Source organism: Mesorhizobium sp. WSM4898 (genome assembly GCF_029625845.1).
GTDB lineage: Bacteria > Pseudomonadota > Alphaproteobacteria > Rhizobiales > Rhizobiaceae > Mesorhizobium.
This window is the reverse complement of record NZ_JARTVQ010000004.1, coordinates 233,893-252,847: the sequence shown is the minus strand read 5'-3', so window position 1 is coordinate 252,847 and position 18,955 is coordinate 233,893. Positions and strand designations below refer to the sequence as shown.

General features: G+C 59.5%; 14 protein-coding genes. 11 read left to right on the top strand and 3 right to left on the bottom strand.

What is annotated here, in order from left to right; all coding sequences use genetic code 11:
* Positions 1–31: 31 nt before the first annotated feature.
* The gene (locus P9228_RS20500) at positions 32–1,660 is read left to right on the top strand and encodes a fatty-acid--CoA ligase (RefSeq protein WP_278055236.1); all 1,629 of its coding nucleotides are present in this window, start codon (positions 32–34) and stop codon (positions 1,658–1,660) included.
* Positions 1,661–1,739: 79 nt separating this feature from the next.
* Positions 1,740–2,525 (top strand): DUF1499 domain-containing protein, encoded by a 786-nt coding sequence (locus P9228_RS20495; protein ID WP_278055234.1) that lies wholly within the window; start codon positions 1,740–1,742, stop codon positions 2,523–2,525.
* 1 nt (position 2,526) lies between these two features.
* On the opposite strand, the gene P9228_RS20490 is transcribed toward P9228_RS20495, so the two are convergent.
* Positions 2,527–3,435: an MBL fold metallo-hydrolase gene (locus P9228_RS20490; protein ID WP_278055232.1), complete on the bottom strand. Its 909-nt coding sequence runs from the start codon at positions 3,433–3,435 to the stop codon at positions 2,527–2,529.
* 201 nt (positions 3,436–3,636) lie between these two features.
* Here P9228_RS20490 and P9228_RS20485 point away from each other — a divergent pair, with 201 nt between their 5' ends.
* From P9228_RS20485 to P9228_RS20450, 8 genes are all read left to right on the top strand, one after another.
* On the top strand, positions 3,637–4,227 hold the full coding sequence (locus P9228_RS20485) for a biotin transporter BioY (protein ID WP_095778026.1): 591 nt from the start codon (positions 3,637–3,639) through the stop codon (positions 4,225–4,227).
* Between the two features lie 212 nt (positions 4,228–4,439).
* Positions 4,440–5,330 (top strand): glucose-1-phosphate thymidylyltransferase RfbA, encoded by an 891-nt coding sequence (gene rfbA, locus P9228_RS20480; RefSeq protein WP_095800341.1) that lies wholly within the window; start codon positions 4,440–4,442, stop codon positions 5,328–5,330.
* Positions 5,323–5,877 carry a dTDP-4-dehydrorhamnose 3,5-epimerase gene (gene rfbC / locus P9228_RS20475; RefSeq protein WP_095800261.1) on the top strand — a complete coding sequence of 185 codons (555 nt, stop codon included), beginning with the start codon at positions 5,323–5,325 and terminating at the stop codon, positions 5,875–5,877. Before rfbA ends, rfbC begins: the two co-directional genes overlap by 8 nt.
* Positions 5,878–5,888: 11 nt before the next feature.
* Positions 5,889–7,055 (top strand): dTDP-glucose 4,6-dehydratase, encoded by a 1,167-nt coding sequence (rfbB, locus tag P9228_RS20470; protein ID WP_245433003.1) that lies wholly within the window; start codon positions 5,889–5,891, stop codon positions 7,053–7,055.
* On the top strand, positions 7,052–7,954 hold the full coding sequence (gene rfbD / locus P9228_RS20465) for a dTDP-4-dehydrorhamnose reductase (RefSeq protein WP_278055231.1): 903 nt from the start codon (positions 7,052–7,054) through the stop codon (positions 7,952–7,954). Before rfbB ends, rfbD begins: the two co-directional genes overlap by 4 nt.
* On the top strand, positions 7,951–11,844 hold the full coding sequence (locus P9228_RS20460) for a glycoside hydrolase family 99-like domain-containing protein (protein ID WP_278055230.1): 3,894 nt from the start codon (positions 7,951–7,953) through the stop codon (positions 11,842–11,844). The genes rfbD and P9228_RS20460 overlap by 4 nt, the downstream gene beginning before the upstream one ends.
* The gene (locus P9228_RS20455) at positions 11,841–12,626 is read left to right on the top strand and encodes an ABC transporter permease (protein WP_278055229.1); all 786 of its coding nucleotides are present in this window, start codon (positions 11,841–11,843) and stop codon (positions 12,624–12,626) included. Before P9228_RS20460 ends, P9228_RS20455 begins: the two co-directional genes overlap by 4 nt.
* Positions 12,616–14,142, top strand: coding sequence for an ABC transporter ATP-binding protein (locus P9228_RS20450; RefSeq protein ID WP_278055228.1), 1,527 nt, complete (start codon positions 12,616–12,618; stop codon positions 14,140–14,142). Before P9228_RS20455 ends, P9228_RS20450 begins: the two co-directional genes overlap by 11 nt.
* Here P9228_RS20450 and P9228_RS20445 read toward each other — a convergent pair.
* Complete coding sequence (locus P9228_RS20445) at positions 14,027–15,820, bottom strand: capsular polysaccharide synthesis protein (RefSeq protein ID WP_278055227.1); 1,794 nt, start codon at positions 15,818–15,820, stop codon at positions 14,027–14,029. The genes P9228_RS20450 and P9228_RS20445 overlap by 116 nt on opposite strands.
* Complete coding sequence (locus P9228_RS20440) at positions 15,817–16,554, bottom strand: class I SAM-dependent methyltransferase (RefSeq protein WP_278055226.1); 738 nt, start codon at positions 16,552–16,554, stop codon at positions 15,817–15,819. Before P9228_RS20440 ends, P9228_RS20445 begins: the two co-directional genes overlap by 4 nt.
* 289 nt (positions 16,555–16,843) lie before the next feature.
* On the opposite strand from P9228_RS20440, the gene P9228_RS20435 reads away from it, so the two are divergent.
* Positions 16,844–18,880 (top strand): nucleoside-diphosphate sugar epimerase/dehydratase, encoded by a 2,037-nt coding sequence (locus P9228_RS20435; RefSeq protein WP_278055225.1) that lies wholly within the window; start codon positions 16,844–16,846, stop codon positions 18,878–18,880.
* Positions 18,881–18,955 lie beyond the last annotated feature (75 nt).

Here is an 18,955-nt window from a genome sequence, read left to right as displayed (position 1 = left end):
GCGGAAGCGCGAAAAAAGGGGAGGAGCCGAGATGCTCGGACTGATGCAGGAATGGCCGCTGCTCTGCCATAAGCTGATCGATCACGCCGAACGCCAGCACGGCGGGCGCGAGATCGTGTCGCGTTCGATCGAAGGCCCGATCGTGCGCACCACCTTTGCCGACGTCCGTCATCGGGCGCTCAAAGCGGCGCAGCGGCTAGAGCGTGACGGCTTCGGGCTCGGCGACCGCATCGCAACGCTTGCCTGGAACACCGCCCGCCACATCGAGGCCTGGTATGGCATCATGGGGATCGGCGCGATCTACCACACGCTCAATCCGCGCCTGTTTCCCGAACAGATCGCCTGGATCATGAACGACGCCGAGGACAAGGCGATCTTCGTCGACCTGACCTTCGTGCCGCTGCTGGAAAAGATCGCCGGCCAGGTCAGGTCGCTCAGGCAGGTGATCGTGCTGACCGACCAGGCGCATATGCCGCAAACCTCGTTGCCGAACGCTGTCGCCTATGAGGAATGGCTTGCCGAGGCCGACGGCGCCTTCGCCTGGAAGACATTCGACGAGAACACGGCTGCCGGCATGTGCTACACGTCGGGCACGACCGGCGATCCGAAGGGCGTCGTCTACAGCCATCGCTCGAACGTGCTGCACGCCATGATGGCCGCCATGCCCGATGCCATGGGCGTTTCGACGCGCGACGTCGTCCTGCCCGTGGTGCCGATGTTCCATGCCAATGCCTGGGGACTCGGTCAGGCCGCGCCGATGATCGGGGCCAAGCTGGTGATGCCAGGTTGCAAGATGGATGGCGCCTCGATCTACGAATTGCTCGACACCGAAAAGGTAACTTTCAGCGCCGCTGTGCCGACGGTATGGATGATGCTGCTGCAATATCTCGAGGAGACCGGCAAAAAGCTGCCTTATCTCAACAAGGTCGTCATCGGCGGTTCCTCCTGCCCGCGCGCCATCACCGCCAAGTTCCAGGGCAAATACGCGGTTGAGGTGGTGCATGCCTGGGGCATGACCGAAATGTCGCCACTCGGCACGTTGTGCACCATGAAGCCGGAATATGAAGGGCTGACCGGCGATGCCAGGCTCGATATCCAGGGCAAGCAGGGCCACCCACCCTTCGGCGTTGAAATGAAGGTGACAGACGACGAGAACAACGCGCTGCCCTGGGACGGCAAGACCTTCGGGCGACTGAAAGTTCGCGGCCCGGCGGTCGCGCGCGCCTATTACGGCGGCGTCGGCGCCGAGCAGTTCGACGCCGACGGCTGGTTCGACACCGGCGACGTCGCCCATATCGACGCCAGCGGCTATATGCAAATCACCGACCGCGCCAAGGATGTCATCAAATCGGGCGGCGAGTGGATCTCCACCATTGATCTGGAGAACCTGGCCGTCGGGCATTCCGATGTGGCGGAGGCGGCGGCCATCGGCGTGCCTCACTCCAAATGGGGCGAGCGCCCTCTGCTGGTGGTCGTGTGCAAGCCGGGCAAGGAGCCGAGCAAGAGCGATATCCTGACCTTCATGAGCGGCAAGGTGGCCAAGTGGTGGATGCCCGACGACGTCGCCTTCGTCGGTGAGATTCCCCACACGGCGACGGGCAAGATCCAGAAGACCACCTTGCGCCAGCAATTCAAGGAGTATCGGCTGCCGACGGATTGAGGATTGTTAAATCTTTCGGCTTCAAGGCTGGCGCAAAAAGCTCTAAGTCTCGATGCGGACTGGGGTAATGCGGCAGACGATGGCTACAATTCCTGAACGGCAGACGTCGAGGGCGGCCGGCTGGTCGCGGCGGATCGGGGCATTCTCGCTCGTCCTTTTGCTGACCGTCGTTGCCGGCTACCGCCTCGACCTTGTCGACACCCCGCCTTTCCTATGGGTGCTGGCGCTCGTCGCGCTGCTTGGGGCGCTCGCGCTGCTGCTCGCCGGGCTTGCGCTGTCGAGGCTGTGGAATTTCGGCGACCGCGGCGGCCGCGATCTCAGCGTCGGCGCCCTGCTGGCAGTGCTGGTGCTTGCGCCTTTCGGTGTCGCCGCCTACTGGGCTACCATCTATCCGCCGCTGCGCGACATTTCGACCGACGTCGACGACCCGCCGGCGCTCGACACCAGCGACCGGACAAGCGACATGAACGCGCTGTCACCGCCGACGCCCGGCGAGCAGAGCCTGCAGGCGGAAGCATATCCGCTGGTTAGCGGGCGCAGCTACAACCTGCCCTTCGAAACCGTGGTCGATGCTGTCGAGACCGTGCTCGACCGGCGGGACTGGCAACTGACCGCGCCCTATCCAGACATCAACGGCCAGAGCGAGGCAACGATCACCGCGGTCGCGAGAGGCTTCGTGCTCGGCCTGCCGGCAGATGTGGCCATCCGCGTCGCCGACGACGGCGATTCGGTCGTCGTGGACATGCGTTCGGCCTCGCGCTACGGGCGTCATGACTTGGGCGACAATGCCGCCCGTATCACCGATTTCCTCGCCGAGCTCGATCAGGAGGTCGCCGGCCAGGTCGGCGCGGCGCCGGCCGAGTGAGTCAACCGGCAGGCCTGAAAATCCCGTCGATCGCCGGGTCGCCTTCGCTGGCGACGAGACCGCGGGCCACCAGGTCCTCGAGATGCGCGAGAACCGAAAGGCCGGCTGCGCCATGCAGCCGCGGGTCGGTGCCGCGATAGATCGCCGCGACCATCTCCTTGATGGTTCGGTCGCCGCTCAGGATGCGTTCCAGGATCGCCTGCTCGCGCATCTTGCGATGCGACTTCAGCCCGCGCATGAAGCTGCGCGGCGCGGTCACCGGTCCGCCATGGCCGGGCAACAGCAGGCGGTCGTCGCGCTCGATCAGCCGGTCGAGCGATTTCATATAGTCGGCCATCGCCCCGTCGGGCGGCGCCACGATGGATGTGGCCCAGGCCATGACATGGTCGGCCGAAAACAGGATGCCTGTCCCCTCCAGCGCAAAGGCCGCGTGGTTGGCGGTATGCCCTGGCGTCAGCACGGTGCGGATCGCCCAGCCGTCGCCATGGGTAAGGCTGCCGTCCGCCAGCGCAAAGTCGGGCACGAAGCCCAAATCGGCACTGGCATCCAGCGGATTGATCTCGCCGATGCGCAGCCGCCGCGCCGGCCGATGCGGGCCCTCGGCGAGCACGGGAGCGCCCGTGCGTTCTTTCAGCCGCGCCGCGAGCGGCGAATGATCGCGGTGGGTATGGCTGACGAAGATATGGCTGACCGGCCTGCCGCCTATTGCCGTGAGCAGCGTTCCGAGATGCTCATCGTCGTCCGGACCTGGATCGATCACTGCCAGCGTGTCGCGGCCGACGAGGTAGCTGTTGGTGCCGTGGAAGGTGAACGGGCTCGGATTCCTGGCCGTGACGCGCTGGACGTCCGGCGCGACCGTGACCGCCTGGCCATAGGCAGGAGCGAAGCGTGCGTCGAATTCAAGCATCATGCCGGGTCCTGCTGCTCGCGGCAAAACGATTGCCGCATCCTGCGGAAGCCAATATAGGAAAACCAATGCATGTCGCCCAAAACTGCGCAGCAGTCTTGGGAGAACGACACGCATCAGGACGAAATCTTAAAGCGCGCCGCCTGAACTCGTTTCTCCGCGACGCGCCTCAAAGCCAGCAAATCAGCCACGATGGGGAAGACCATGGCAACTGCAACCACGATGCGCCCGCTCGTTTCTCTCGCTCTGCCCGACCAGGGCGCGGCCCGGCTTGCCAGCCAGCTCTTTCTGGCGCTTGCAGGAACCCTCCTGCTCACCCTGTCTGCGAAGACGAAAGTGGTGTTGGGCCCGGTCGACATCTCGCTGCAGACGCTTGCGGTGCTGCTGATCGCCTCGGCCTTCGGCATGCGTCTTGCCGTCGCGACGCTCCTTCTCTACCTCGCCGAGGGCGCTTTTGGTTTGCCGGTGTTCCAGGGCACGCCGGAAAAGGGCCTCGGCATCGCTTATATGCTGGGCTCCACCGGCGGCTACCTTGCCGGCTTCGTGGTGATGGCGGCGATCGCCGGCTGGGCCGCCGACCGCGGCTGGGACCGCCACCCCTTCAAGCTGTTCGGCGCCATGCTTGCCGCCGAGATCGTCATGATGGCGATGGGCTTTGCCTGGCTGGCGGCGCTCATCGGACCGGAAAAGTCCTGGCAGTTCGGCGTCGCGCCGTTCATCGCCGGCGACCTGATCAAGGTGGCGCTGGCCGCGAGCCTCGTGCCGGCGGTCTGGGCGCTGCTCAAGCGCTCCTGATTGCGACCAAATGACAAGGGCCGGTGGGCGCTTGGCGCCGGCCGGCCCCTTTTGCGCCGGATTCGCTCGCAATCGCCGCATGCCGGATGTAGAAAGCAGTGAAATAGCGTCGGGGAAGAAATGAAGCCGACAATTGACAAGCCTGTGCCCGAAACATAAGCACGGGCAACTTGGCGTCGAGGCGGGGGCCGCGGTAGTTCAAGGAGAGCTTGTTGAAAGGAATTATCCTTGCCGGCGGCAGCGGAACACGCCTCTATCCCCTAACATTAGCGGTTTCTAAGCAAATACTGCCGATCTACGACAAACCCATGATCTACTACCCGCTGAGCGTGCTGATGCTTGCGGGAATTCGCCAGATTCTGGTCATTTCAACTCCCCGTGACTTGCCGGTCTTTCAGGCTTTGCTGGGCGACGGTTCCGAATTCGGTGTAGAGCTTTCCTATGCCGAGCAGCCTCAGCCGAATGGTCTTGCCGAGGCTTTCATCATCGGCCGCGACTTCATCGGCAGGGACAGTGTGTCGATGATCCTCGGCGACAACATCTATTTTGGCGGCGGCCTGTCGCAACTCTGCCGCGAGGCAGCGACGCGTGATGGCGGCGCCTCGGTCTTCGCCTACTATGTCGACGATCCGGAGCGTTATGGCGTGGTCTCCTTCGACAAGGTCACCGGCAAGGCTTTGACGATCGAGGAGAAGCCGCAAAAGCCGAAGTCCAACTGGGCCGTGACCGGTCTCTATTTCTACGACAATGATGTCGTCGACATTGCTTCCACGATCCGCCCTTCGGCGCGCGGCGAGCTCGAGATCACGGCGGTCAACAATGTCTATCTCGAGCGTGGTGAATTGCATGTCCGCCGCCTCGGAAGGGGTTACGCCTGGCTGGACACCGGCACGCATGACAGCCTGCTCGAAGCATCGTCTTTCGTGCGCACGATCGAGCATCGCCAAGGCATCAAGATCGCGTGCCCGGAGGAGATAGCGCTGGAGCAGGGTTGGCTCGACGCTGAAAAGGTTCTGGAGCGCGCCGCGCGCCTGGGCAAGAATGAGTACGCTGCCTATCTGCGCAAGCGGGCCGCCGACCTGACGGAGGAACGGTTTGCTTGAGGTCAGGCCGCTCGGCCTCGACGGCGTGCTGGAGATCGTGCCCAAGCGGCACGGCGACGCGCGCGGTTTTTTCAGCGAGACCTGGAATGCCGGGCGTTTCGCCGAGGCCGGCATCGATCTCGCCTTCGTGCAGGACAACCACTCCTATTCCGCGGCCGCCGGCGTGCTGCGCGGACTGCACTACCAGTTGCTGCCGCGCGCCCAGGATAAGCTGCTGCGCGTGATAAGCGGCAGCGTCTTCGATGTCGCGGTCGACATCCGCCGTTCCTCGGCGACGTTCGGCAAGTGGGTGGCGCTGGAAATATCGGCTGAGAAGGGCAACCAGATCCTGGTGCCGAAAGGGTTTGCGCACGGCTTCGTCACGCTCGTTCCGCACACGGAAGTCCTGTACAAGGTGACCGACACCTATTCGCCCGGGCATGACAGGTCGATCCGCTTCGACGATCCCGAAATCGGCATCGAATGGCCGGCGATCCCAGGCGGATTCCAGCTTTCGGACAAGGATCGCAAGGCGTCTCTGCTCGCCACGGCGGAGGTGTTTGCGTGAGAGAGGGCGGCATGAATTTCCTGGTCACCGGTGGCGCCGGCTTCATCGGCTCGGCCGTCTGCCGGCATCTGTGCGCCAACCCGGCCCACCGCGTCACCAATCTCGACAAACTGACCTATGCCGGCAACCTCGCTTCGCTCAGGCCGATCGAGAATGCGCATAATTACCGTTTCGAGCAGGCCGATATCTGCGACGAGCGAGCGGTGCTTGAGATTCTGCGCCGCGACGACATCGACATCGTCATGAACCTCGCCGCCGAGAGCCATGTCGACCGCTCGATCGACGGCCCCGGGGCCTTCATCGAGACCAACATCGTTGGCACCTACCGCATCCTAAACGCCGCGCTCGACTACTGGCGCGGGCTGTCGGGGGAGCGTAAGGCCGGCTTCCGCTTCCACCATGTCTCGACCGACGAGGTGTTCGGCGACCTTCCCTTCGACGGCGGCATGTTCGTCGAGGAGACGGCCTATGCGCCGTCCTCGCCCTATTCGGCGTCCAAAGCCGCTTCCGACCATCTGGTGCGCGCCTGGCACGAGACCTACGGCCTGCCGGTGGTGCTTTCCAACTGCTCGAACAATTACGGCCCTTACCATTTCCCCGAAAAGCTCATCCCGCTGGTCATCCTCAACGCGCTCGACGAGAAGCCGCTGCCGGTTTACGGCGCCGGCGCCAATGTGCGCGACTGGCTGTTCGTCGAGGACCACGCCCGCGCGCTGGAACTCGTGGCGACGAAAGGGCGGCCGGGCGAGAGCTACAATGTCGGCGGCAATTCCGAGCGCACCAATCTCGGCGTCGTCGAGACGATCTGCGATCTGCTCGACCGGAGGCGCCCGCGCGCCGGCGGCAGAAGCTACCGCGACCTGATCACCTTCGTCACCGACCGCCCCGGTCATGACCGCCGCTACGCGATCGACGCCTCCAAGATCGCGCGCGATCTCGGCTGGGCGCCGCGGGAGAATTTCGACAGCGGCCTGGCGAGGACGGTCGATTGGTATCTCGACAACAAATGGTGGTGGGCCCCGATCCGCGAGCAGCGCTACAATGGCGAGCGGCTGGGCCAGGGTCCAATGGAAAACGGCCCGATCGAGAACGGCCCGATGGAAGACGCGGCGATCGAAAACAGCCCGGTCAGGAAGGTCGGAAACGGGCAGGCCGAGAGCAGGGAGGGCGCCGCGTGAGGCTTGCCGTCACCGGACGCGAGGGCCAGGTTGCCGCCAGCCTGATAGAGCGGGGCAGCAAGGATGTCGAGGTCGTTCCCGTCGGCCGGCCGGCGCTCGACCTGGCGCGCCCCGAGACGGTGTTTGCGGCGCTGGCAGAGGCAAGGCCCGACATCGTGGTTTCGGCCGCGGCCTATACGAATGTCGACCAGGCCGAGGACGAGAAGGAATTGGCCTTCGCGGTCAACGCCACCGGCGCCGGCAAGGTGGCCGAGGCGGCAGCAGGGCTCGGCATTCCCGTCATCCATTTGTCGACCGACTATGTCTTCGACGGCGCCAAGGACGGCGCTTATGTCGAGACCGACGCGACCGCCCCGCTCGGCGTCTACGGCGCCTCCAAGCTCGCCGGCGAGCAAGCTGTCGCCGCCGCCAACCCGTGCCACCTCATCCTGCGCACCGCCTGGGTCTACAGCCCGTTCGGCAGGAATTTCGTCAAGACCATGCTCAGGCTGGCTAGCGACCGCGACGAGATTTCGGTCGTCGCCGACCAATGGGGCAATCCGACTTCGGCGCTCGACATCGCCGACGCCATCCTGCATGCGGCGGCGAGGCTGCGAGACGACAAGAATTTCGCCGCCTTTGGTATCTACCATCTGACAGGCAGCGGCGAGACCAACTGGAGCGGCTTTGCCCGTCACATCCTCGACACAAGCCGGGCGTTTGGTGGCCCGTACGCGCGCGTGCGCGACATCGCGACAGTGGATTATCCGACCAAGGCAAGGCGGCCGGCCAATTCGCGGCTGTCGAGCGTGAAGTTTGCGGACGTGTTTGGGTGGACAGCGCCGGAGTGGCGGGTCGCGGTGGAGAGCGTGGTTCGCCGGCTGGGGGGCGGCGAGACGAAACAGGCATTGAGTGCATGAACGAAAATCCGCCCCCGAAACAATTGCACGGCGCGAAGCCGCAGCCGGCCGATCAAGTCGCGCCGAAGAAGCGCGCGGGCGGCAAACCGGCGAATACCAAGTCAGCGAAGGCCAAGCCGGCAGAGCGCACCTGCATCATGGTGCTCGGCATGCATCGTTCGGGCACGAGCGCGCTGACGAGGGCGATCAGCCTGCTGGGGGCGGCGCTTCCCAAACAGGTCATTGCTCCGGACGAGAACAATGCCAATGGCTATTGGGAGCCGACCAGCCTCAATATGCTCAATGAAAAAATGCTCACCGAAGCTGGCAGCAGCTGGGATGACTGGCGGTCTTTCGATCTCGGTGGCCTCTCAAATGCCAGGAAACAGTTTTTCAAGAACGAGGTCGCTCGAATTGTGGAGGCAGAGTACGGTGATGAGTCTCTAATCGTTTTAAAAGAACCGCGCATTTCAAGATTTGTTCCTCTCTACGAGGAAATCCTTGGCTCGATGAATTTTCAAATGCGCTACGTTCTAACCGTACGCAATCCGCTCTCAGTGATAGCGTCACTGAAGAAGCGCGACGGATTGACTCCTGCATACGCTTCGCTGCTCTGGCTCCGCTATGTACTGGATTCTGAATGGGCGACGCGTGGTGCGACGCGTGCCTTTCTTTCTTATGAATCCCTCGTCACTGATTGGTACCCCGCGATCGCAAGAGTTGACGAAACGTTGTCAATAGACTGGCCCAAGCCGCTCACCGAGGCGAGGGTAGAGATCGACCGATTTTTGTCCGCAAGGCATCAACATCATACGGCAACGACCGAACTTCTACTCGGAAACGACGAAATCGCAGACTGGGCCAAAGACACCTATCTGGCGGTTAGATCTCTTGAGAAAGATGCCAACGACGAGAGGACCCTCATAGGATTGGGCCAAATTAAGACCAGTTTCGATGCCGGCTCACGGCAATTCGGCGCAGCTTGCGTTCTTGAGTTGCATGCTAGACGGGCCACGTTTAGCGACAGAATCAAAACGTTGATAGATCAAAACGTTAGCGTCCAGGCCGAAGCTGATGCGTTGGCCGAGCAAAAAAATGCTCAATCCAAGTTACTCGCCCAGAAAGATAAACAAATTCTCGAATTGGTCGAGAGCGGGGATGCTGTCAAAGCGCGGTTGGAGCAAACTGAAAGGCAACTGGCCGACTTGGAGATACCGGCGTCGCTTGAGCGAGAAGCTATTCTAAAAAGGCGAGAGAATATAACTGTAAAAAACGAAAACCTTATAGCCGGCAGCAAAGAGGATGCGAGAAAAACTAAGGAGGAGGTCGAGGACAATAGAAGGAAGATAGAGGAATTGTCTCAGAAATCAGTCTACATTGCGTTCTATCTACCTCAATTTTACCCCTTTCCTGAAAACGACGCTTGGTGGGGGAAGGGCTTTACCGAGTGGACAAATGTCACGAAGGCAGCACCTTTGTTTGAAGGACATTATCAACCGCATTTGCCAACAGAACTCGGTTTCTATGATCTTCGAGTTCGCGAAACGCAGCATGAGCAGATAGCGCTAGCTCAGCAGTACGGTGTTGATGCGTTTTGCTTTCATTATTATTGGTTCAACGACGGCAAGCGGCTGTTGGATAAACCTGTCGATGCCTATCTCGCTGACAAAACGGCACGTATGCCCTTTTGTTTGTCTTGGGCAAACGAAAACTGGACGCGGCGCTGGGATGGTGCGGAGCAGCAGTTGCTGATCTCACAGGACTATCAGCCGGGGTATGAAGCCGGTTTCATCGAGAGTATAGCACCGTTCTTGCGCGATGACCGGTACCTTCGCGTCGAGGGTCGTCCAATTGTGCTCGTCTATCGGCCTCAGCAACTTCCGCAACCGGCGCAGGCCGTCGCAAAGTGGCGGGAGCACTGCCGCAAAATCGGTATTGGGGAAATCCACCTCGTCGCCGCGCTCACGCATGGAAATCTAGACTATGAAGGTCTTGGTTTCGATGCAGGGGTCGAGTTTCCGCCGCACAATATGATGGTGGAAAATATCAGCCGCGAGGTTACGCCGTTCCAACCCTTGGGTGGAATGTTCGTGAATTATGCCGATGTGGCTGGCGATTTCCTTCGACGTGATTACCGGAACAAGAAGGTCTATCGCACGGTGGTCCCGTCGTGGGACAACACTGCCCGTCTCGGCAGTCGTGCCGTAGCGATGCTTGGCGCAACCCCCGATAACTACGAGCGCTGGTTGAGGGCCGCAACGTCTCGCACTATAGCCGAGCGGGCCCCAACCGAACGCCTGGTTTTCATAAACGCGTGGAACGAATGGGCCGAAGGATGCCATCTTGAGCCCGACAGAAAATTTGGCCGCGCTTTTCTGGATGCTACCCTTCGAGTCAAGGAGAGCAGATCTATCCTTGATGATGTTTTTGATCCCCATCCTTTCCGCTCTTCCGTGGACGAGAACAATTCCGTCGCGGTGTCGAGTAGCGCGATATGGGTGGAAGACGTGCCGACCCAGCGTTTTGCCGCGATCAAGTTGAAAACACAGAGCCTGTTGAGTCACGCTCCGGTAGCTTACAAGATCGCCAGATTTGGCTTTCGAGCCGCTCGCGCCTTTGCGCGACCAACTCGGTCAATGTGGCGCCAGTTGTCAGCTTCACAACGCGTCCTTGCGGCATCTGCTACTGGGAGACAACATACTCTCCCGATGGCTCTGGAGACGGTCTCTCTTGGCCGATCGGCGCGAGAAGTCCAGAGTCGAACCGAGCTACTGGCTGCGAGGAACGACGCTATCCTGACCGCCTATCCCGGCAGGGCGGTCACTGGCAAACGGGTTGAGGTGACCGCCGGGAAGGATGCTACGAAGCGGAAGCGGCTGAGCGATCTCTTCGCAGAGAAGCATTTTGATGCAGTGCCGCTTCAATTTGGACGATTTTTAAATTGCGTGGCGCACGCGCGAGCCATCGGGGTAATTACTCAAGGCGGAGCGTTGGTTGAAGAGTCGATTCGCGTGTACCGGTACGTTTATCGAGATTTGAATCTTTTAGATTATCTGGACGAAGCGGACGAAAAGTACATTCTGTTATCAAATAAGTTCAAGTTCATAGATGAAGACGTCATCTTGCCGCTTCATTCAAGCTTTGCATTTGGCCACGTCATCTTTGATGTGGTTCCTCAGATTCTTTTTTGGGAAAAGGAGATCAAAGAGGGGCGTCTGAAGGTAGTGCTGCCGAATGATGCGCCGTTATGGGTGAGTGGCATCTTGGCCACCTGGGGGTACTTGCCGCACCATTTTCTGATCCTTCCCCATACCCCCTACCGATTCCGCTCTGCGATTGTCTGCAATGGCCTCACGACAAACACGACCTATTATCCTAACCCTGACGCTTTAGCGCAATATGCCACACTACCGGCTTTGCCCTGCGCGTCCAAGGCCCCGGCACTGATCTACTTGGCGCGGGACCGCGCCAACACCTACTCAAACCGCGTCATCGACAACGAAGCCGAAGTGATCTCAACGCTGGAGAACTTGGGCTTCACTGCCATAGATCCATCCAAGCTTCCTTACGTCGAACAGATGGGGTTGTTTCGAAGTGCCAAAATAATCGTTGGGGCGCATGGCTCGGCTTTCGCCAATGTGGTCTGGTGCCAGCCCGGCACCAAGTTGATCGATGTCATGCCCGACGATTGGGTCGGCTATTGGAACGACTACGGCATCACGGAAATGTGGCTGTCACGCACCAGCGCGGTGTTTTCGCTCGACTACGAAGTTCTACTCTGCCGATCGCAGATGGTGGAAAGCCCGTTCCCGGGCCAGCCTCACTTGACCCAGCGGGAAGTAACATCCCAAGTCGACACAGGCGCGCTAAGGCAGCGCGTCCGCGCTCTTCTCAAGGTGATCAATCTGTGACCTTCAACCACTTGGAAGTAATCGTCAACCTAACGCGCCGGGAGGTTGCTGGTCGTTACCGGGGATCGATGCTCGGCATTTTGTGGTCGCTACTGACCCCGTTGCTGATGCTGGCGGTATATACGTTCATGTTCGGCACGGTCCTGCGAATGCGTTGGGCGGGCGGCGGCGATGCGCAGCCGACAGCTGAGTTCGCCCTCATATTGTTCGTGGGCCTCATCTTCTTTCAAACCTTCTCCGAAATGCTGACAAGGGCCCCGACACTTATTTTGGCAAATGTCAGCTTCGTTAAGAAGGTTGTTTTCCCGCTTGAAATCCTACCCGTGGTTGCCCTAGCCGCTGCGCTGTTTCACATGCTGGTGAGCTTTTTGGTAATGCTCATTTTCCTTTTGCTTTCGCGAGGCTCAATCCCGTTGACGGCGCCACTTCTCCCAATTGTCGTGGCTCCTTTTATGCTCCTTCTGATCGGCCTGTCGTGGTTCTTCGCAGCAGCAGGGGTTTATTTTCGGGATATCAGCCAAGTTCTGAATCCTATCGTAAGCGCGCTTATGTTCCTGTCACCAATTTTTGTGCCGGCAGAAGCCTTGCCGAGTGCTGTGCGACCGTGGCTGACCCTGAACCCAATTTCAATTCCGGTAGAACAGGCTCGCCAGGTCCTAATTTTTGACCAGATCCCGAACTGGTCGGCGCTGGCTGTATATACAATAGCGGCAGCGATCATTGCGGGGCTTGGATTCTTGTTCTTCCAAGCCACGCGGAAGGGCTTCGCTGATGTCCTCTGAAATCGCCATCTCGGTAAAGGCAGTTTCCAAACATCACCTCATGTTCGATCGGCCGGAGGATCGACTTAGGCAGATGGTGGTGCCGCGACTGCAGCGGTTGGTAGGGCGCGCGCCCAAGCGTTACTACCGGGATTTTGCCGCTTTGACCGAGGTGTCTCTTGAGGTTCGGCGCGGTGAGACTGTCGGCATTGTCGGCCGCAACGGTTCGGGTAAATCGACGCTTCTGCAGATCATATGCGGCACACTGCAACCTACGAGCGGCTCGGTCACAGTCAACGGTCGCGTGGCGGCCTTGCTTGAGTTGGGTGCCGGATTCAACCCAGATTTCACCGGTCGTGAGAACGCCTATCTCAACGCGTCTATCCTCGGGCTCAGCAGTGCTGAGATGGACAAGCGCTTCGGATCTATCGCTGCTTTCGCTGACATAGGCGATTTCATCGAGCAGCCTGTGAAGACCTATTCGTCCGGCATGTATGTACGGCTAGCTTTCGCCGTGGCCATCAATGTCGACCCCGATATTTTGGTGGTCGATGAGGCTTTAGCGGTGGGCGATGAGGCCTTCTCCCGCAAATGCTTCGCGCGGATCGAACAGATCAAAGAGCGTGGCGGCACGATTTTGTTCGTCAGTCATGCGGCGCAGACGATTGTCCAACTTTGCGATCGCGCTGTACTGCTCGATGCGGGCGAAGTAATTATGATTGGCCGCCCAAAGACCGTCACTAGCCAATATCAACGACTGGTCAATGCAAGCCTCGAAATGGGGAAAGAAATTCGCAATGGGATCGTAGAACTTAACACAACATTTCTGGAATCGCAAAGGTCAGATGTTGATAGTGGCGAAAAAAATGCTTCTATCTCTCACGTAAAATCGGCAGAGGGTGGTTCTTCTAATGAGGCCTGTTCAATGCTATCCAGCTCAGAGTCAGCCACAGTTGATTCCGTTGTTGTATCGTCCAAGGTGGAGTCGGAAACAAACGGCGTCATTGCGCAGGACGCCGACTACTATGATCTCAACCTAAGTTCAAAGTCTACGATTTATCTTGAAGAGAGAGGAGCCCGCATCCGAGATATGAGTGTCCTGACTCTTGGCGGTGAGAAAATAAATGTTTTGCAGGCGGGAAAGCGGTATGTATTTGAGTATATGGTTGACTTCACATCTGAGGCGATGGATGTGGGATTCGAGTTCTTATTCAAAAGTGTAACGGGTCTGGTTATTGCAGGAACGGATACGCACAAGGTAAAAAGAGAAAGAATCCCGCTTGTATCCGTCGGTTCTTCTCTGAAAATAAGCTTCACTTTCAGCTGCTTAATGTTACCAGGATCTTATTTGGTAAGCGCTGGTGTACGAGGTTCAGTAGATGGTGATTTTCGTATGCTTCACAAAATCGTTGAGGGGGCACTCATCCGCGTCGCCAACGAGCCCGAACTCGCTGCAATAGGTTGCGTGAACTTGGACGCAACATCGCAGGTGCTTTTGTCTCCAGCAATTCCTCCAAAGCATTCAGCGTTTCAGTAGCGCGTGTCTTCGCCCGCTCGGTAACGTTACGCAAGAGATCGCCACTGTGACCATGTGCAAGCTCCAACGCAGCGCGGCTCACTTCCTGTATATTTGCCTGCTCAATCCGATAAACAAACGGCCATCCAGACGTGGAAAGTAAATTTGTCAACTTTCCACCTCCGCGAATTTGATCGATGGCGATGAAAGGAATTTCATTGCGCATGGCTAAAATTGCGCCATGGAAACGGGACGTGAGCACAAGATCGCACGATGAATACAACGCTTCGATTTCAGACGGCCGGCGACCGGCGCGGGCCAAGTGGTGTTCTACCTCCACCGTCTCGACTTGATGCTTGGCGGCGAGAGATTCGAGCACGTGGACCACGAGCGCACTGGTGCGGACGTGCAGCGAAGTCTGAGGTCCATATTCGCCCTGTTCTCCGCGCAGCACCAGGCCTACGACAAGGCGTTTATCCAATTCTCGCACGTGCTTTTGGATGACTGGCTGAGGAGCGAGAATGGCAACGTCTTCAAAACGCTGACGGCTTCCTTCGCGCGCCAGAACAGTGTCGAAAGGCTGGACGTAGTTGGCGTGTTCTGGTGCGAACTGGCTGACACTGACCCCAATCTTTCGCAGCGAAGGAAACCGGCGAATTACCGTGTCTACAATCGGATGACTTTTGATGACAGGACCACACACGAAAACGAGTGTGGTGTAGTCATTTTCGATGGCTTCTTCCCAAGTCGTTCTGTGGCCTGAAATATCGAAGGCAGAACTGGCTGTTAGGTGCCTGAAACCTATCCCCGCCGCTTTTAAGCGATCAGCGACGCTCTGAACCGCGAAAAGATCTCCAACAGTTCCGTTGCCCTCCAACGACCCATACCAACACAAAAGAACTGACAGAGTTTTGGAGACCTTACCGGAGACTGCAGTGTATCGGCCGCTCGCGTGCTCAGTGCTGCGGCGAGAAATTAGCTTAGCGTAGTCGCAAAGAAAGTCATAGACACTTCCAGCGCGTGCCGCACCGTGGTCGACCTTGTGTGTAAGCTTTAGGACCGGAATTTTGGCAGACAACACGACCTGTCGATCATCTTCTGAAACTGGGCCAAGCAGCCTAGTCTCATAAGGTGTGAACATATGTGGCGGGCCCGCCGATATTTTCGGAACGCGGTCCCACACGGTACGGAATTTTTCATCATCTTGGTAGGTTTTGCCAAACAGATTGTGAAACCAGTAATAATCCGGGTCATCTGTTCGCTTCTGCCAGTGGCGGTTGATCCTTTTGCGCCATTCATGGATGATGTAAGACGACTGGCTGGCCGCCAGGAACCATGAAGATAGCATTCGTGTCGGGGTAGGTCGCTCGAAGGCAAAAAAATTCTCTGACGTCACGCCATCGAGCCACCGGCTGAGAGGCTGCAGACAGAAGCAAGTAGCGTCGACCCAAACCCCCCCGTATCTCGACAGCAATTCGATGCGAATAATATCACTGTAGGTTGCGTCCGGATGTGACATGGAGAGGATCGACTTTGGGTCGTCCACCTCGGGCAAAAAGTCTCCCAGGCTCTTTCTGCTCAGGATTTGTATCGTCCAATCCGGGTTGACCCTTTCCCAAGAATTCACGCTGGCTCTGACGATCGCGGGCGCCGTTTCGAGTCCTTGGAGCCACAGGATCCAGACAATCCTAGGAATCATTGTTTTTCTCGTTGGAAGGGCTGGAATGCCTGGAGATCCAAAGAGCCTGCTGAAACAATTGGTACCGAGGCCCAGTAGCGAGTGAACTCATTCCGATCGATAGGCTCAAAGGCAGCGATGATTTTCTCGTAATTGACCGAAAGTGTCTCATTTGCAGGATCGAGGCGCGTAATCACGACGAGCCCGGTTGGCGCACTATCCGTAATCGTAATCGAAAGCTCTGGCCGGTATTGCTTCAAGGTCGGCACGATCTTCCATACGTCACCAGCCCACCAGCCTGGGAATGCGGAGTGAGGGTGGTTCGCATCGGCGATGTCCCTCGAAGTCATATAGAACCCCGGCGGCAAGCAGTCGTGTAGGGCGATAATAGATTCAGGGGCGCAGTACTTTTCCGTGCTTATAAAGTCCCGAAGCAGGAATTCAAACAGGTGCATGCCATCCAGAAAAGCAAGGTCGATGTGTTTGCCAAGTATCGTTGACGGATTGTGCTCCTGAAAGAAGGCGTCGCTCGTTTGTTGAAATAGTTGACAGCTCGGCTTTCTCCCTATGATGTTTGTCTCGCATTTGAAACGCGGATCGACACCAATCGTCGCACATTCCGCCAACTTAATCGTATCGCCAAATTGAACGCCGATCTCGAAGTAAGACTTTGGTTTCGTCTCTCGGTGGATATCTTCCAGTAGGCTGACATATGACTTGCCTGAAACACGCTCTCTGAAGTCGACATCCTGCATTGCTGACTCTCCAATCTCGTCTGCCTTTAGCAGTGGAGCGTCCCGCCCAGAATCCGACTGCATGCCACCCAGCGACACATCTATTTTGCCGCAACGCGACAGGCAACATGTGAATCGATTCTTCGTGGGCGAGTAGAACAGGAAAAAACCCCTAGCTCTCCCCCCAACTCCGCGCTAATGCCATACCCGGTGACGGGGTTGGGGATTTGCAATCTGGAGTGGCGTTGGACGGTGTTCTGTCCTGCGCCGTTCTGATAGTATTCCCGCGCCTGGAGTTCAGTACTACCCAATGACCGCCTATGTAGAAGCCGTATCGGGCCTCCGACCGAAGATGCGGCGCGCCATCATCATGGTCCAGGACCTCGTCATGGTCCTGATCGCGGTGGCGCTCAGCCTCACGCTCTCGCAGTCGCGGCTTTCCTTCGATGCGTTCTCCTCCGGCGGGCTCGCCTGCTGGGCGCTGATCGTGCTCCTTGCCCATCTCCTGTTTCGCACCTGCGGCCTCTACAGCACCGTCTGGCGCTTTGCCTCGACGCCCGACTTCTTCAACATCCTGAAGGGCTGCGGCAGCCTGACGGTGGTTCTCTATCTGGCCTCGATTGCCTTCCGCTCCTTTTTCCAGCCGGTCGCCGGCCTCAACGAGCGCCAGTTCATCGTCTTCTTCCTGGTCTCCTTCACCATCATTTCGGCACCCAGGCTCTACTATCGTTTCCTGCGCGACGGTGCGTCCTGGCGCATCCTGCGCCGCGCCGCCGGCGATGCGTCGATCAAGCAGGCGCTGTTCATCGGCCGGCTGAGCGAGGCCGACGTGATCGTCCGCTTCACCCGCACGGCGGTGCCGGCCGAATATGCCATCGCCGGCATCATGGCCACGGAGGCCGGCGCGCCGCTCGGTACGCAGATCCAGGGCGTTCCGGTCGTGGCGCTGCGGCCGCGTCTGGTCGAGGTGCTGGAAGAGTATGTCAAGGGCACGGAAAACCTCGACCTCCTGATCTTCGGCAAGGGGGTCGAGCGCGAGATCGAGGACTATGCCGAGCTGGTGCGCGTCGCCCGCCACAGCGGCATCGCCGTCGTCCAGTTCTCCGGTCTTTCGGAGCTGGGGCGGGGCGGCAAGCTGGTTCTCGATGCGGTCGAGATGGAAACCATCATGCGCCGTTCGGCGGTCGCCACCGACATCGCGCGCATCGGCGTCTTCGTCGGCGGCAAGCGCGTGCTGGTCACCGGCGGGGCCGGCTCCATCGGCCGTGTGCTGGTCAAGCGCGCGCTGGAGCTCGGCGCCGAGGCGGTGCTGGTGGCCGACAATTCCGAGTTCGGCATCTTCCAGCTCGATCAGATCATCGACGAGAAAGACCGCGACCGGCTGGCCAGCCGCATCGTCGATGTCACCGACCGGCCGCACATGATGCGCCTCGTCAGCGAGTTCAAACCCGCGATCATCTTTCACGCCGCGGCGCTGAAGCATGTGCCGCTGCTGGAAGAGAACTGGGAAGCGGCGATCGAAACGAATGTCTTCGGCACGCTCGCCTGCGCCGAGGTCGCGGCCGAATGCGGGGTGCCGCAGTTCCTGCTGATTTCCAGCGACAAGGCCGTCGACCCGACCTCGGTGCTTGGCGCCACCAAGCGCGCGGCCGAGCAGATCGTCTCCTCGCTGCATGAAACGCACGCCGAGCCGTCGCCTTTCCATGCCGGCGGGCTGAACGGCCACCATGCCGGCACCCCAACTGTGCGTCGTCCCGGCACCAAATTCATCGCCGTGCGCTTCGGCAACGTCTTCGGCTCCAACGGCTCGGTGGCGACCATCTTCCAGGCGCAGATCGAGGCCGGCGGGCCCGTCACCATCACCGACCGGCGCATGACGCGCTATTTCATGACGGTGGCCGAGGCCGTCGATCTCGTCATCATGTCGGCCGCCGATGCCGAGCGGCGCCACGGCAGGGACGACTACGCCATCTACATGCTCGACATGGGCAAGCCCGTGCCGATCCTCGAAGTCGCCGAAACCATGATCCGCATGGCCGGCAAAAGCCCCTATACCGACATTCCGATCCGCTTCACCGGCATCAGGCCCGGCGAGAAGCTGCACGAGGCGCTGCATGGCGAAGGCGAGGAGGTCGTCAAGCTCGACATCGCCAAGATCTTCGGCCTCAGGACCGACGTCGTCGAGTGGCCGAGGATCGAGGCCGCGCTGCCGGCGCTGGTGGCCGCCATACGGGACCAGGACAAGGCCGCGGCGCTCGCGATCCTGGCCGGGCTCAACCGGGCAGGGCAAGGCATTGGCGGCGCGCCCCAGCGGGCGGTGCCGAAAGCGGCCGGACAGATCGGCTAGGCCTGTGCCGCCCGCCCGCAATCGGCTATTGAAGCCTGTTCGAACGCTGCGGGTTCTGAAGCAGTGACCGGAAAC